A 15,733-nucleotide genomic window follows, 5' to 3' on the forward strand; every position below is an offset into this window, starting at 1 on the left:
ACTGCCAGTAGTAGCTTAATGCCTAATTAAGCTTAGCTCGAAATCGAGTGCGCGTCAGTAATACTCGTATTCTTAGTAGGACTGTTTTAAGTATTTTCAAACATTACTAGCAGCCATTCGATCTTTGCTAAACCATTGTGCAATGGCACGCATCACCACACCATAGGTTGGCACAAAAATCAATAAGCTGACTAATAATTTCACCGCATAATCCACCGCCGCAATTTCAGGCCAATTAGCAGCCATGAAAGCATCTGAGCTTTGATAAAACGCTACGCCAAAAAATACTAATGTATCCACCAAGCCACCGATTAATGTTGATAGTGCCGGAGCGACCCACCAGGCTTGAGTGAAACGTTGTCGTACTAAACTAAATACTTTGACATCTAACAGTTGCCCAATCAAATAAGCCAATAAACTAGCTAGGGCAATACGCGCAACAAAACTATTAAAGCTCATTAAAGGCGCTAACCCTTGAAACTCACCTTGATAGAAAATCACCGAAAATACATAAGACAGAATTAAAGCCGGTAACATCGCAAAGAAAATAATTTTGCGTGCTAAAGCCACTCCATATAAACGCACTGTCAAATCAGTCGCTAAAAAAACTAAGGGAAAGGTAAATGCTCCCCATGTCACGGTCACACTGCCAAAACTCACTGGAATTTGTACCAGATAATTACTCGCTGCAATGACAAGGAGGTGAAACATCACCAAAATAGGTAAGGGATTGCGACTCGGCGCGAAGGACATATTCATATTAAAACCTTTTTGTTAGTTGGGGGTGAGGGAACCCAAAAGTCGGGCGGTGATTATAGTGAAGTATGTGTTAGATGCAATACCTACTCATGATGAACTCATCATAAAAAACCCCCACCTAAGAATCTTATGGTGGGGGTTAGATAGTTACTCTATTGGCTAGACTCGTAAAACTTAAGCTAGATCAAAGCGATCTAGATTCATCACCTTGCTCCAAGCCGCGACGAAGTCACGCACAAATTTTGCTCCATTATCGTGTTGGGCATAGACTTCAGCGATAGCACGTAGTTGTGAATTGGAACCGAAGACTAGATCGACTCGTGTCCCCATCCATTTTAATGCACCACTGTTGCGCTCATAACCATCAAAGACATTGGCATCGGAGGTCGCCTTCCACTCCGTACCCATATCGAGCAGATTGACAAAAAAGTCATTACTGAGCTGACCCGATTTTTGAGTGAAAACACCTAGTTTACTCTGGTCGGTATTGGCCCCTAGTACACGCAAACCACCGACTAGCACCGTCATTTCAGGCACACTCAAGGTCAAGAGCTGAGCTTTATCAACCAGTATATCTTCTGCGCGTCCGCTACAACCTTTGTGATAATTACGAAAACCATCCGCAACAGGCTCAAGTACTGCAAATGACTCCACATCGGTCTGATCCTGTGTTGCATCCACGCGCCCTGCACTGAAGGGCACACTAATATCATGCCCCGCATTTTTCGCGGCCTGCTCTACAGCAGCACTACCCCCTAATACAATCAGGTCAGCCAGTGAAACGCGCTTATTGCCCGCTTGAGCACTATTAAAGTCTTGCTGTATTTGCTCTAGCGCGGCTAGTACTTTAGCCAGTTGTGCAGGTTGATTAGCTGCCCAATCTTTTTGCGGAGCTAAGCGAATACGCGCACCATTAGCACCACCACGCTTATCGGAATCGCGATAAGTACTAGCAGAACCCCACGCAGTCGCTACTAACTCGCCAATGCTTAAGCCACTCGCTAAAATTTTAGCCTTGAGGCTCGCAATATCCTGAGCATCAATCAGCTCATAGTCACGCGCGGGTAAGGGGTCTTGCCAGATTAGGGCTTCAGCCGGAACTTCTGAGCCAAGATAGCGAGCGTGTGGCCCCATATCGCGGTGAGTTAATTTAAACCAAGCACGGGCAAAGGCATCGGCAAACTCTGCGGGGTTTTGATGAAAACGTCGTGCAATGGCCTCATACGCGGGGTCCATACGCATAGCCATGTCAGCGGTCGTCATAATAATGGGGCGCTTCTGGGTAGCATCATCCGGAGCGGGAGCCATATTGCTGTCATCGGACACTTTCGGCGTCCACTGATGAGCACCCGCCGGGCTTTTGGTCAATACCCATTCATTATTGAATAGCATATCCAGATAGCTCATATCCCACTGAATAGGAGTAGGCGTCCAAGCACCTTCTAAACCACTACCAATCTGGTCGGCACCTTTGCCGCTGTGGAAACTGCTTTTCCAGCCCAAACCTTGCTGCTCCAGTGGTGCTGCTTCCGGTTCAGGCCCCACATTAGAGGCAGGCCCTGCACCGTGGCATTTACCAAAGGTATGACCACCTGCCACTAACGCCACAGTTTCTTCATCATTCATTGCCATGCGAGCAAAGGTTTCACGCACGTCTTGGGCGGAGGCGAGTGGGTCAGGGTTGCCATCTGGCCCTTCTGGGTTAACATAGATCAGGCCCATCTGGACAGCAGCGAGTGGGTTTTCCAGATCACGCTTACCCGAATAACGGCTATTAGGCTTATCACTAGTTGCGAGCCACTCGGTCTCAGAACCCCAGTAAATGCTCTGCTCTGGTTCCCAAATATCCTCGCGTCCACCACCAAAACCAAAGGTCTTAAAGCCCATGGACTCTAGCGCACAGTTCCCCGTCAGGATCATGAGATCAGCCCACGATAGGGCATTGCCGTATTTTTGCTTAATAGGCCACAAGAGGCGACGAGCTTTGTCGAGATTGACATTATCCGGCCAGCTATTGAGCGGTGGGAAACGTTGACTCCCTGTAGAAGCGCCCCCGCGCCCATCGGCTATACGGTAAGTACCGGCACTATGCCACGCCATACGAATGAAGAATGGCCCATAATGACCATAATCAGCCGGCCACCAGTCTTGGGAATTGGTCATTAAGGCATATAGGTCTTGCTTGACCGCTTGTAAATCCAGCGCTTTAAAGGCTTTGGCATAGTCAAAGTCTGGATCCATAGGATTCGAGTGTGCACCGTGTTGGCGCAGAATATTGAGTTTGAGTTGATTCGGCCACCAATCATTATTACTGGGACCTTGGCCGGTTTTAGCGGCAGATGGTTTACCATGTCCAGCTACCGGACATTTACTGATATCACTCATCTTTTGACCTCCTCTTCCTAGTTTAAGATTAAATTATATACAACCTATGACAACAAATCTTATTTTAACGTAGGAGGCTTTCATAAACCAAATGGATTGTATCTGACATATCGATCTTATTTTTGGATGATCAATAGGGTCATTTTTGGCATATTTTCTGCTTATAAATATTTTTTATACTAACCTAGCCATCACCGGATGATCCGGTTTTAACTGTAATAAATCCCAACGATTACCATAGAGATCCTCAAAGACGGCTACCATGCCATAATCCTGCTGCTGAGGTGGACGCACAAACCGGATACCTATGGACAACATATGCTCATAATCACGCCAAAAATCATCGGTATTGAGAAACAAAAATACCCGCCCACCCGTTTGATTCCCGATGAAATCCAGTTGCTCTGGCTTAGATGCCTTTGCCAAGAGCAGGCTAGCTCCCTGTGAGTTGGGCGGTGCAACCACAACCCAGCGTTTGTCCTGCTCTGGCTGAGGGGTATCCTCAATCAACTCAAAACGCAGCTTATTAACATAAAAATCAATAGCCTCGTCATAGTCCCTGACGACTAGGGCAATGTGAATAATATTTTGTTTCAATTGATAACTACCAACATGGTTACTAAAATCTATGACATTAGCTTAAATTTTCAATTACCAAGAATATGCGAGTTTACCAATGCTTTTCTTTCGACTTCTAACTATTGCCATTTTTCTAGCTTTATTTATCTATACCAGCATTGTTATTACTAACCATGGGCTGAATCTACTACCGATCTTTTTCGGTGACATGGCAAAACTAGAGTGGCCAGGCCAATTTAATCTGGATTTTATGTTTATGTTCGCTTTTTCAGCGCTTTGGGTATCGTGGCGTCATCGCTTTTCTGGCTCAGGTCTGGCCTTGGGAGTTTTGGCTTTTTTTGGCGGTGCATTATTCCTGAGTGCCTATCTTCTAATTCAAAGCATTCGGGTGGGTGGAGATACAAAAAAACTGCTACTTGGCGACAATCTCCTGAAATAGCCCCCCATACTGCCACCAACGACTATAACCAAAATGGTGCATGAAGTCATAACAGCAAATATCTAACCGGAGATACTCATCTAACTTTCACTCCCTGTCATGGTCGGCTTTATACACATAAATAAGCCCACCATGACAAGCACTTATGCTCTTCCTATCGCTCATCCATTCCGACGCATGGCACACTTTCTGCATATTCACTGCTCATATAAGCATTCTGTGTGTCAGTGCTGTTGAGTGACCGAAGGGTCGATTCTTACCCCCAAAGGAGAAAATTGATGAGCAAACGTGTATTCCTGAAATCCCTATTAGCAGGAATGATTACCCTAAGCCTAGGCTTGTCGGTCGCACAGGCGGATAACGAAGTACTCAAAATCGGCTTTGTCGGTGTCACCAGTGGCCCAGCCGCCGCTTGGGGTATTTCTAACCAGCGCTCGATGGAAACTCGTGCCGCTTGGATCAATGAAACCGGCGGGGTAAAAATTGGCGACAAAACCTACAATGTTGAAATCGTCGCCTTTGATGACCAGAAAGACCCCAAACGTGCCATTGCTGGCATGGAAAAAATGGCTCAAGAAGGTATCCATTATGTAGTAGGCCCGAATGTGGACGATGGTGCTGCTGCGGTGCGTCCGGTAGCTGAAAAGAATGGCATTATCTACTTCCCCTACGCCTTCCCTAAAACCCTCTATGCGCCCCCTGCTTCCAATGCCATTCTAGGTATGGTCGCTAACTACCAGTCCGGCCCCGCTATCTATAAATACCTCAAAGATAACAAGAGCGTTAAAAAAGCTGCCTTTGTCGCGGCTAATGAATCCGACCCACTGAGCCAGCGTGATGGCGGTGTAGAGGCTGCTAAAGCACTAGGATTAGAAGTCGTCTCCGATAACGTAACCTACCAAGTTGACACCACTGACTTTACCCCCGTACTGCTACCAGTGATTCGCTCCCAGCCCGATCTATTAGTATTGTCGGGGGTATCACCAGCCAATGCACCGCAGCTCATCCGCTCTGCCCGCGAACTTGGCTACACCGGACTGATTTCTACCGAAACTGCCCAAGATGCGCAAGTACTCAAAGAAGGTGCCGGAGAACTAGCCAATGGCTTTATTTCAGTCGGTGGCGCTTCTACCCCAGAAATTGCCTCGGACATGATGCGTGAATTTGTCGAGCGCTATACCAAAAAATTTGGCGAGTATAACGACGAATCCAACACCAAAGTCTATGCACTGGAATACATTCTAGACACCTTGAAAGCCAATCCAGAGGCGATCAAGGATGTGGAAGCCTTTAAGAAAACGGTTGATACCTTTGAAGCTCCCAATCCCTATATGAAGGGTGAGGCTAAGCTCAAATATGTAGGCACAACTTCATTCGGGCAAAAACGCCAACTAGCCGTACCACTCGTGGTGAATGTCTATCAAGACGGTGAATTCAAAACCCTGTTTGTGGCTGAAGTTGACTGAGGTCTATTCCGTGTAAGCCCCCCTGCACCAATAAGGAGCCGTCATGGAGCAGATTATTGCTAATGGCCTGTATCTGGGTGCCCAGTATGCTTTGATTGCGCTGGGTCTAACCCTGATTTTTTCGCTAATGAATGTGTTGAATTTCGCCCACGGACAAATGTATGTCTTGGGTGGCTTCATCACCTATACGGTAGTCGCCCAGCTCGGCCTGCCGTTTCTGCTCGGAATACTGGTGTCGGGGCTACTGCTGGCTCTGATGGGTGCGGGGGTGGAAAAGTACCTGTTTCGCCCGGTGGTGGCTCGCTCGGTACGCGAGGAAAGCACCATGCTGCTAGCCGCCGGGATTGCCTTCTTTCTGGATGCCGTGATTCTATTGCTGTTTGGTGAAAAGCAACGCGGTATTCCCAAAATCGTTGATGGCGTATTTAACTGGGATTTCCGCATTATCATGCCCTATGACCGTATTGTGGTGGGGCTGCTCGCACTGGCTGCGGTGGCTGCCTTTATCCTCTATATGCGCTACTCCCGCACCGGACGCGCCATGCGAGCACTGGCTCAGGATCGTACCGCCGCACAACTCATGGGTGTGGATGTAAACCGTTATTCCATGTTTGGCTTTGCCCTCGGTGCCATGTTAGCCGGAGTAGCGGGTGGATTATTGGTAAGTATTACCGGCGTTAACCTCGGCATGGGGGGACCGACCTCGATCAAGGCGTTCATGATGATTATGATCGGTGGTGCTGGGGTTATCTCTGGCGCAATTGCTGGAGGCTTCATTCTCGGCATGATGGAATCTGTGGGTTTGACCGTATTAGCTGCCTATGGTGATGTGACCTATCTGATTATTTTTGCCTCCCTAATGGTCTTTCTGGCATTCCGCCCGCAAGGTCTAATGGGCAAACCGTGGGGTTAAGCCATGACATTATTCAAGAAATTATTGGGTGTCGGGCTATTTCTGGCGCTGGTACTGGTCTTAGTGCCGTGGCTGATTGAACGCTCCGGACGCTGGGACTTTTATTATACCCTAACCTCTGTCGCACTACTGTCGATAGCCTCGGCGGGGGTTTGGCTAACCTTTTACATCGGGCGCATTAATATTGGTCAAGGTGCCTATGCACTGGTGGGGGGCTATGTCTCCGCCATTCTGGTGACACAGGCGGGTATGAATTTCTGGCTGACTCTGCCACTGGCGGGGCTATTTTGCGCCCTCTTGAGTGTGCTGATTGGCCTACCGATCCTGCGCCTGCGTGGGGTTTATTTCGCTATGGTGACACTGGTACTGACCGAAGTGGTACGCCTGACTGCACTAGCGCTGCCCATTACCAATGGAGCCAGAGGAATAGTGAATATTCCGCTACCCACAGAGCTAAGCCTGTTCGGTCTGACCCTGATTCCGGATTTTGGCACTTTAGCAAATCCCAAGCTCGCTTTTTATCTCGCAGCCGTGATTATGATGATCCTGAGCTATGCTGTGCTATACCGCATTGTGCATTCCCGTCTGGGGCATCTATGCCGCTCTTTGCAACAAAATGAAGAATTGGCAGCTTCCATTGGGGTGAATATCACCTATCTGCGTATACTGGCCTATTCCATTTCCTCCTTCTTTGGTGGTATTGCTGGGGCTAGCTTTGTGAATATTTCCCAGTCTATTTACCCCTCCAGTTTTCAGGTGGTGGATTCGGTTAATTTCATGCTCAACTGCTTCTTAGGCGGTCTCGGCTATGTATTCGGCCCTATGCTCGGCACCCTGCTCTTGTATTTTGGCTGGGATCTATTATTCACTACGGGCAAATATCAGCTCCTGATCTATTCATCCTTGCTAATCCTGTTGATGCTAGTACTACCTAATGGCCTGTTGAGTCTGCGTCTGTCACGTAAGGCCAAACAACCAGCGCAAGCTAGCCCCGACAAACAGCCCTCAGGAGCCACACCATGAACCCAAATCCTATTCTGGAAGTCGATCAGGTCACGCGGCGATTCGGCGGCCTGACTGCTGTTAATAAAGTATCTTTTACGGTACAGCCGAGCGAGATTTTGTCCGTCATTGGCCCGAATGGTGCGGGTAAATCCACCCTATTCAAGCTGATATCCTCTTTTCTGCATACCTCCGAGGGTGAAGTACGCCTCAAGGGTGAGCGCATTTCTGACCTTGCTCCCCATATTGTGGCGCGTAAGGGGGTGGTGCGTACCTTTCAGGAAACCACTATTTTTCGGGCTATGACGGTGCGTGAGAATATTATTATTGCTCACCATCTGCGGGCTAAAGCTAGTCTCGCCGGATACTTCTGGGGCAGTGCTGCAGCTCGACAGGATCAAGCCGCTTTTGCGCGTTCAGCCGATGAGATTATTCAGTTTCTGGGCATGGGAGCCATTGCTAATGAGCTGGCCTCCAACCTGCCACAAGGTAATTTGCGGGCGCTGGGGATTGCCATCGGGCTAGCGACTGACCCCAAAGTTCTGCTGCTGGATGAACCCTTTGCCGGAATGAATCACGATGAAACCATGCACATGGTGCAACTGGTTCAGAATGTGCGGCAGGAGCGCGGCATTACCGTTTTGCTGGTGGAGCATGACATACCTGCGGTGATGAAAATTTCTGACCGCATTGTGGTGATTAACTTCGGTGAAAAAATAGCCGAGGGCACCCCTGAGGATATTCGCAACAATGACAAGGTCATCGAAGCCTATCTTGGGCGTGAAGATGACGCGATAGGAATGTAAGCCATGACCGAGCCAATTACCCCAGCTCAGCCCCTAGCGGCTGTCGAAACGCCGCCCCATCTGCTCGGCTTTGATAATATCGAGCTGTATTATGACCATGTATATGCCCTCAAGGGGGTATCCATTGCCGTCAACGAAGGCGAAACCGTAGCACTAATCGGTGCCAATGGTGCGGGCAAGTCTTCCATCTTGCGAGCTATTACCGGATTGAGCCGCCCCCGCTCTGGTGCCATACAATTTCGTGGGCAATCCATTCTGGGTTTAAATCCGGCCGAGATTGTCAAACAGGGAATTGCCATGGTGCCCGAAGGCCGTCGGGTCTTTCCCTATATGAGTATCCGCGACAACCTGCTCATGGGCGCATTCACCCGCACCGATAAGGCCGGCATTCAAACTACACTCGACAGTGTACTAGAACGCTTCCCGCGCCTGCGCGAACGTTATCGGCAAATGGCAGGTACTCTCAGCGGTGGCGAGCAGCAGATGATGGTCATCGGGCGGGCGCTGATGGCTAAGCCCAAACTGTTATTACTGGATGAACCCTCACTTGGGATTGCCCCTAAACTGGTGCAGGAAATCGCCCGCTCGATTGTCGCCATTAACCGTGATGAAAAAGTATCGGTGCTACTGGTGGAGCAAAATTCACGTATGGCACTGAGCATTTCCCATCGTGCCTATGCCATGGCGCTCGGCTCCGTGGTACTCAGTGGGGAGTCTGCTGCTCTCAAGAATGACGAACGTATCAAAGCGGCCTATCTCGGCGGCATGTAACACGAACTCAAAAGGCTATTTATGCGTATTGCTGTGATCAATCCTAATTCAACCGCCTCCATGACTGCCAAGATTGGACGGGTAGCACAAGCAGCGGCTCGCTCTGATACCGAGATTTTGGCGCTCAATCCACCCGACTCGCCCGCTAGTATCGAGGGCTATTACGATGAGGCCATGAGTCTTGCACCCCTGTTACGTACCCTGCAACAACAGCAGGATACTGGCAAGGTGGATGCTTTTGTGATTGCCTGCTTTGATGATACCGGACTGGATGCGGCTCGTTGCCTGACGACGGCTCCCGTGATCGGCATTGGTGAAGCGGCTTATCATATGGCTAGTCTGGTTGCCAATAAGTTCAGCGTGGTGACTACCCTGCCACGCTCGATTCCAGCACTAGAACATAATCTCACCCGTTATGGCTTGATCAGCCGCTGTGCGCGGGTGCGGGCGGCTTCGGTGCCCGTGCTGGAATTGGAGCGGGCGGGTTCGGATGCGGGTTTACGCATTCGCGCCGAGATTGAGGCGGCTCTGCGTGAGGATCAGGCTGAGGCGATTGTGCTTGGTTGTGCGGGTATGGCAGATTTGGCGGATCAGCTTAGTGCCGAGTATGGGGTGCCGGTACTGGACGGGGTGCGCTGTGCGGTGGCGCTGGCGGAGGCTATGGTCAGTATTCGTCTGCAGACAGGGAAAACAGGGGGGTATGCGTTGCCGGTTTTGGATAAGGGGGAGGTGTAGTGGGTTTGCTGTACAACTTTACTTGATTATTACACCTCAATCCGTTGCCAGTGGTCAGACCTCCTGACAACGAACTGGGATCTGGGTGATTGGTAATACTACAGATACAGGCTCAGGAAATCACTGCGCTGTGTATTCATGATGATATTGCAGATATTGCGGGCACGGATGGCATTGGTTCCATAGGTCGGATCGGTGGGGATAGCCTGATTGACAATGGAGCAGTTACGATCCCGCATGTCGATCCATGAGGTCTGCGAGGACTTTAATGTATCCTCAAGGCCATTACCGGCACCCTTGAATTTTACCAACAGGCTTTCATACTTTTTTGTCAGGTCGGCCTCAGTGGAACTGGCACAAACACCCGCCTGTTCAGGAGTCATGGCTCGTAGATCGGCCAGTGATTCCTGAGAGCATTCGGCGGCTGCAAACGCGTTGGTAGAAAATAATGTCATGACGGCGATCAGAATAGCCTTTTTCATAATTAAATTCCTTTTAATCAGGGGGAGCGATATAGATAAAACCCACTCACTGACTATAGCCTACCTGAGATAAAATTCTACACTTTCTACCATGATAAATATTATTATTCATAAGTTGTTATTATGATTAGCCGAGTACCTGCTACCGACTTGTCTCTCATAAACAAACCGTGCTGTAGCGGCTTTTCAGCGGCTGAAGCTGGCGGCAGGCAAAAGGAATGCATTAACAACTGCTTTAGTGGTTGCTATAGAAGTCGATAAAAATAATTATTTTTCAATACTAGCGGCTCTAGTATGAAAGTCTAGTGATGATGCTATCTCTGATCTCGGACTACGCACAAAATAAATAAAAAATATATCTAAGATAAGGAGTCTAAAAATCTTATGCAAGAATTTAAACTTGATAAAAAAAACATATACTTCTTATGCAAGGGTGTTTAGTTATATTTGTCGCGCTTTTGGCATTCAGTTTATCTTTACCCTTTCTTCCTGAAAAACAACAAGGAAATCCTAATACAACGTGGATAGTCACACTGATGTGTAGCCTTGATCTGATCTACCCCAGGAATAGTAGCTGCTGAAGCTCGCCTAGCTGTCAACTCTGCCTACACATTAGTTTTATTTATTGGAGTATTGGCATACCAAGTAGCTCCAACACGGACTACTTTCAAGAAACTGATTTTGAAAGAATTATTGAATCTGTCCGCATAGGTACCTAGCAACTACCACCACACTCTAGTGGCATTGGCGATCATGTATATATACTGTTAGTCAATAATTATTGACTTGGGGTATAACTATACTCTAATTTACCCTCATAAATATTAATTTAAAATAATAAAATTCTCCGCTTATAGGGTAGCTTATCTACTCTAATAGATCATGTAGTTATTTTTTCAGTAGCGATCTATCCATCAGATAGATACTTTTATATCGAATAGATGAATTTTAATATAAGGATCTTTATATGAAATACTTGTTACTGTCTTTTATTTTATTTTCACCGTTTATCTATGCTGATGATACCAACTATGAAGAGAAAATACTTGGCACATGGTCATGCAGCGAAATGGCTAAAGAAAAAGATAATATCGTGAGTCTCTTAGTAGATGTCGATTATGTTAGAAATGGTAGATCCAACTTATTCGGAAAAGTATCATTAGACATGATCACTCCTGAAAAAAACAGAGTCAAATTAGATTATAATATTTCAGCCAGCGGAAAGTGGGAAATCAAAGAAAATAAATATTTAATAGAAACCACTGAAGAAATAAAAACAGTTAACCTTACAAATCCATTAATAGATAAATATTTTAAATTAGAAGATTTTTTTCCAAAAAACATAAGTGTATCATCTGAAATTATCCAATTAGATAGTAATGTCTTTACAACCAAAGGAGAGAGTGATGGAAAAATTGGTACTTGCAAAAAAAAGACAACAAATATAATTAAACTAAAAGACTCTGAAAATATTATATATCTAATAACCTATAATAAAAATGGTGCTATTTTAAAAAATTCATCAGGTGAAACTATATATTTAGGCACCTCATGTGACAGCTTTTCACAGCAATCTGGCGCTGGCAAATGGGGATATGCAAATGATGGTATGCTCATCACTTTGGGTGAAAAAATGCTATCATTCCCGAATCAAAAGCTAAATATTCAAGATTGTAATTTATAATTGCACTATTCATCTAGTCATGATGCTATCTCTGATCTCGGACTATGCACAAAATAACTTAACAACCATCAGCTAAAGCTGAAGGGTTAGGCGTGGGTCGCAGAGGACTGAACGTCCACCCAATATCGCGCCCCACGCTTTTAATAGATTTTCATCCTATTACCTTAATTGCAATTGCAAAACTAAGCTTGCTAAAGCTAACCGTCTAAAGACGGTGGTTTTAACCTTGAAGACGGACTAATAAAAGACCATGATCCGAAAATTAACCACTCAAGATAAGATAGAGGCTATGGAAGTCGCGAGATCGACCGGCCTGTTTGACGAAAGCCAAATGCCCCTGCTACAGAGAATGTTCGATCAAGCCTCTACAGATGATCCAAGCGCCCCGTTTTGGATGGGGAGTTTCAATGAAGCTCTCAATGGAGTGATTTATTGTGAACCGGAGCGCATGACTGAAGGCACCTGGAATCTACAGCTGATCGCAGTGCATCCAGATCTCCAAAGGCACAAAATCGGAACCTCACTGCTGTCCGAGGTTGAGTGTGTGACGAGAGCCTACGGTGGTAGAATCCTACTGGTAGATACAGCAGGCATTGACGAGTTCAAGCATGTTCGTACTTTCTACAAAAAATACGGTTTCACTGAGGAAGCCTGCATCCGCGACTTCTACGCGCAAGATGTAGATAAAGTCACATTTCGAAAGGCTCTACACAATGAGAAAGCAGCCTAAAAAAAATGCCACAAAAAACTTCCAGAGCGATCATGGCTGTGTAAGCTGGCTATTGACTGGTTTGTATTCAATAACCGATCTCGCTGATCAGAACAGTAGGGGGAATACTGTTTCATGCTATACTAAAGCCCTTCCTCTGATGAGTTGACCCCGATGAACCTAGCCCGCAAAAACCTACCAATCGGCATTCAGACTTTCAGCGAGATTCGCCAGAATAACTACTATTACGTCGACAAAAGCGGGCTAGCACTATCACTCATTCAACACGGCAAGCACTACTTCCTGTCACGCCCCCGCCGCTTTGGTAAAAGCCTACTCTTGGATACCCTTAAGGAATTATTTGAAGGTAACGAACCCTTATTTCAGGGCTTGGCGGTGCATGGGCATTGGGACTGGTCGGTAGCTTATCCCGTGCTGCGCTTTAGTTTCGGACGCAAAAATTACAGCCAGCAGCAGAGTCTGGAGGAATCCCTACACCAGCAGCTCACCCAACTAGAGCGTGACTTCGGGGTGCAACAAGCCTTTAATGATGCGGGTAGTCGCTTTGCCGATCTGATTGAAACCATCAGCACACAAAAACGATCTCCTGTGGTGGTGTTGATTGATGAATATGACAAACCTATTCTAGATGCCCTGCATTATCCCGATGTAGCGCGAGCCAATCGTGATTTTCTGCGCGGCTTTTACGGCACGATTAAAGACTATGATGCCCATATCCGTTTTAGCTTTCTGACTGGAGTGAGCAAGTTTTCCAAGGTCAGCCTGTTTTCTGGGCTTAACAATCTCAATGATATTACTCTGGATGCGCGTTATAGCACCCTATGCGGCTATACCGATGCAGACATTGACAATATATTTGCTCCAGAGCTTCCTAACTTTGACCGTGAGCAGATTCGGGACTGGTACAACGGCTATCACTGGCTGGGTGAAGGGGTTTACAATCCATTCGATATTTTACAGCTCTTTGATAAACACGAGTTCCGCAATTACTGGTTTGAAACTGGCACCCCTACCTTTTTAGTGGACTTACTATTTCAGCGTCAGATACCGACCCTACAACTCGATAGCCTGTTTAGTAGCAGTGCTATGCTCTCTAGTTTTGATGTAGACGATATCGCCACCGAAGCTCTCTTGTTCCAAACGGGCTACCTCACTATCAAACAAATCGAAAATCTGGGTGGACAAGTCTTTTATACTCTCGGCTATCCCAACCGCGAGGTGTATCAGAGCCTAAATGAAAACCTACTAGGCAAATTGGTACAGGATCGCTCCCGTCAAGCGGTGCAGACGGCACAGTTATATCGGCTGCTGATGGTGAATGACTTTTCGGGACTGAAACAGTTATTTCATAGCTTTTTCGCCAGTATTCCCTATGCGTGGTATACCAATAATACTATCCAACAATTCGAGGGCTTTTATGCCAGCGTGTTCTACTCCTATTTTGCCGCTTTGGGGTTAGATGTCACTGTTGAGGATATGACCAATTTGGGACGCATTGATATGACCCTGAAGTTTAACCAGCAGGTGTATATCTTTGAATTTAAGGTCGTGGAAATAGTACCCGAAGGCCATGCCCTGCAGCAGTTGCAAGATAGGGGCTATGCTGACAAATACCGCAGCCTTGAAAGACCTATCTACTTGATTGGTGTTGAGTTTAGCCGTGAGCATCGTAATCTGGTGGCTTTTGAGGTTGAAGCAGTCGGGAATACGGCTTAACCCACTATCACCCTGACACATTTGGGACAAATAAGCTGGAATAACAAAACGTTTAACTAATGAGGACTTATGACTTTTCAAAATCGGGTTGATCCTTGGGGACGTTTGCATGCCGTTTCTGTGCGGGGCGAGTATATGGGTAATCGTGGCATTCTCCACAATGAGCAACAGCAAATAGTTACCCAATGGAGGCACAAATCTTGGGTCACTTGCGAGCGTGAGTTCAAGGACAGGCAGCGAAAAGTCTTTAGCCCTGGTAGTTACACTGAGCTATTCTTCCTCGATGAAGCCACCGCATTTTCTGCAGGTCATCGCCCCTGTGCCGAGTGCCGCCGAGCAAGGTATAACGAATTTAAGGCCTTGTGGTGTTCTGCAAACCTTGAGACTAACTCACCTAAATCCGTACCCATTTCCAAAATAGATGAGCTACTTCACTCAGAGCGTGTAAACAATGATGGCAAGATCACTTTTCAAATGGAGTTTGGAGCCGTTCCAGAAGGAGCCTTTATAGATATGAATGGCACCGCTTTCCTGCTTTGGCAGGGACATTTACATCAGTGGTCTTATCAGGGCTATAGTCAGTCTGATCTAATACTCTCACCTTCCGCTGTAGTCACGGTTCTTACTCCAGCCTCTATTGTCAGGTTATTTTCTAAAGGCTTTAAACCCCTAGTCCATGAGTCAGCAGGTAGCTAATAATAGTTCTACTTGATGGTGAATATGCTCTCGCCTACACATAGCATTCTAGACAGTCATGATTGTATTGCAGAATAGTTAGAGAGGCTGGATATTACTTGCTTTGACGATATTCAGTTATCTAAAAAGTACTCTGGGAACTCAAAATACTCTTGTGTGGAAGACTATTTATTCCGATAGTCGGTGATTTGATCATTTTCCAAGCATAAATTGTATAGTCTATTGTTCTGGTCAAGCAATCCCTGACAGATTTAATTGAGACAACTCAAACTCCACCGGCGTTTGATTACCATTAGCCGTATGTAAACGCTCATGGTTGTAATAACGAATATACGCCTCCACATCCTCTTTCATGGCTTGTCGGGTCAGGTGGTTGACCTTTAATAACCATTCGTTCTTCAAACTACCAAAAAAACGCTCCACCACGGCATTATCCCAGCAGGCACCCACTCCACTCATCGAGGCTTGTATACCATGCTGTTTCAATAAGTTACCAAAGCGTTGGCTGGTGTATTGCGAGCCTTGATCACTATGAAACATCAGGCCAGACGGGGGATTCCTCAAGGTGAT

General features: G+C 46.7%; 16 protein-coding genes. 11 read left to right on the top strand and 5 right to left on the bottom strand.

The window, feature by feature from the left end:
* Nucleotides 1-96 precede the first annotated feature (96 nt).
* The 3 genes from A3IK_RS0108060 to A3IK_RS0108070 all read right to left on the bottom strand — a co-directional run bounded on the left by A3IK_RS0108060 (nt 97) and on the right by A3IK_RS0108070 (nt 3,741).
* Nucleotides 97-759 (bottom strand): 7-cyano-7-deazaguanine/7-aminomethyl-7-deazaguanine transporter, encoded by a 663-nt coding sequence (locus tag A3IK_RS0108060; RefSeq protein WP_020559473.1) that lies wholly within the window; start codon nt 757-759, stop codon nt 97-99.
* 174 nt (nt 760-933) lie between these two features.
* Nucleotides 934-3,144 carry a catalase/peroxidase HPI gene (katG, locus tag A3IK_RS0108065; protein ID WP_020559474.1) on the bottom strand — a complete coding sequence of 737 codons (2,211 nt, stop codon included), beginning with the start codon at nt 3,142-3,144 and terminating at the stop codon, nt 934-936.
* A 174-nt stretch (nt 3,145-3,318) separates the two neighbouring features.
* The gene (locus A3IK_RS0108070) at nt 3,319-3,741 is read right to left on the bottom strand and encodes a VOC family protein (protein WP_020559475.1); all 423 of its coding nucleotides are present in this window, start codon (nt 3,739-3,741) and stop codon (nt 3,319-3,321) included.
* A gap of 79 nt (nt 3,742-3,820) precedes the next feature.
* On the opposite strand from A3IK_RS0108070, the gene A3IK_RS0108075 reads away from it, so the two are divergent.
* The 7 genes from A3IK_RS0108075 (at nt 3,821) to A3IK_RS0108105 (ending at nt 9,855) form a co-directional block, all read left to right on the top strand.
* The gene (locus A3IK_RS0108075; RefSeq protein ID WP_020559476.1) at nt 3,821-4,162 is read left to right on the top strand and encodes a hypothetical protein; all 342 of its coding nucleotides are present in this window, start codon (nt 3,821-3,823) and stop codon (nt 4,160-4,162) included.
* A gap of 278 nt (nt 4,163-4,440) precedes the next feature.
* On the top strand, nt 4,441-5,628 hold the full coding sequence (locus tag A3IK_RS0108080) for an ABC transporter substrate-binding protein (RefSeq protein WP_020559477.1): 1,188 nt from the start codon (nt 4,441-4,443) through the stop codon (nt 5,626-5,628).
* A gap of 43 nt (nt 5,629-5,671) precedes the next feature.
* Complete coding sequence (locus A3IK_RS0108085) at nt 5,672-6,541, top strand: branched-chain amino acid ABC transporter permease (protein WP_020559478.1); 870 nt, start codon at nt 5,672-5,674, stop codon at nt 6,539-6,541.
* A 3-nt stretch (nt 6,542-6,544) separates the two neighbouring features.
* The gene (locus A3IK_RS18885; protein ID WP_020559479.1) at nt 6,545-7,564 is read left to right on the top strand and encodes a branched-chain amino acid ABC transporter permease; all 1,020 of its coding nucleotides are present in this window, start codon (nt 6,545-6,547) and stop codon (nt 7,562-7,564) included.
* Nucleotides 7,561-8,349, top strand: a complete 789-nt coding sequence (locus A3IK_RS0108095; RefSeq protein WP_020559480.1) for an ABC transporter ATP-binding protein — start codon at nt 7,561-7,563, stop codon at nt 8,347-8,349. The genes A3IK_RS18885 and A3IK_RS0108095 overlap by 4 nt, the downstream gene beginning before the upstream one ends.
* Before the next feature lie 3 nt (nt 8,350-8,352).
* A complete protein-coding gene (locus A3IK_RS0108100; RefSeq protein WP_020559481.1) occupies nt 8,353-9,120 on the top strand; it encodes an ABC transporter ATP-binding protein in 768 nt (255 codons plus the stop codon).
* A gap of 21 nt (nt 9,121-9,141) precedes the next feature.
* On the top strand, nt 9,142-9,855 hold the full coding sequence (locus tag A3IK_RS0108105; protein ID WP_020559482.1) for an aspartate/glutamate racemase family protein: 714 nt from the start codon (nt 9,142-9,144) through the stop codon (nt 9,853-9,855).
* A gap of 98 nt (nt 9,856-9,953) precedes the next feature.
* Here the strand turns inward: A3IK_RS0108105 and A3IK_RS0108110 are convergent, their stop codons facing one another.
* Nucleotides 9,954-10,337 (bottom strand): lysozyme inhibitor LprI family protein, encoded by a 384-nt coding sequence (locus A3IK_RS0108110; RefSeq protein WP_020559483.1) that lies wholly within the window; start codon nt 10,335-10,337, stop codon nt 9,954-9,956.
* 967 nt (nt 10,338-11,304) lie between these two features.
* Between A3IK_RS0108110 and A3IK_RS0108115 the strand changes: the two genes are divergently transcribed.
* The 4 genes from A3IK_RS0108115 (at nt 11,305) to A3IK_RS0108130 (ending at nt 15,163) form a co-directional block, all read left to right on the top strand.
* Nucleotides 11,305-12,021 carry a hypothetical protein gene (locus A3IK_RS0108115; RefSeq protein WP_020559484.1) on the top strand — a complete coding sequence of 239 codons (717 nt, stop codon included), beginning with the start codon at nt 11,305-11,307 and terminating at the stop codon, nt 12,019-12,021.
* A 289-nt stretch (nt 12,022-12,310) separates the two neighbouring features.
* The gene (locus A3IK_RS0108120) at nt 12,311-12,751 is read left to right on the top strand and encodes a GNAT family N-acetyltransferase (protein ID WP_162596626.1); all 441 of its coding nucleotides are present in this window, start codon (nt 12,311-12,313) and stop codon (nt 12,749-12,751) included.
* Between the two features lie 153 nt (nt 12,752-12,904).
* Nucleotides 12,905-14,467, top strand: a complete 1,563-nt coding sequence (locus A3IK_RS0108125; protein ID WP_020559486.1) for an ATP-binding protein — start codon at nt 12,905-12,907, stop codon at nt 14,465-14,467.
* Nucleotides 14,468-14,536: 69 nt separating this feature from the next.
* Nucleotides 14,537-15,163, top strand: coding sequence for a hypothetical protein (locus tag A3IK_RS0108130; RefSeq protein ID WP_020559487.1), 627 nt, complete (start codon nt 14,537-14,539; stop codon nt 15,161-15,163).
* Nucleotides 15,164-15,394: 231 nt separating this feature from the next.
* On the opposite strand, the gene A3IK_RS0108135 is transcribed toward A3IK_RS0108130, so the two are convergent.
* Nucleotides 15,395-15,733 (bottom strand): integrase core domain-containing protein (locus A3IK_RS0108135; protein WP_026220786.1); only part of this gene is annotated, 339 nt, incomplete at its 5' end.

Source organism: Thiofilum flexile DSM 14609, assembly GCF_000380185.1.
Lineage (GTDB): Bacteria > Pseudomonadota > Gammaproteobacteria > Thiotrichales > Thiotrichaceae > Thiofilum > Thiofilum flexile.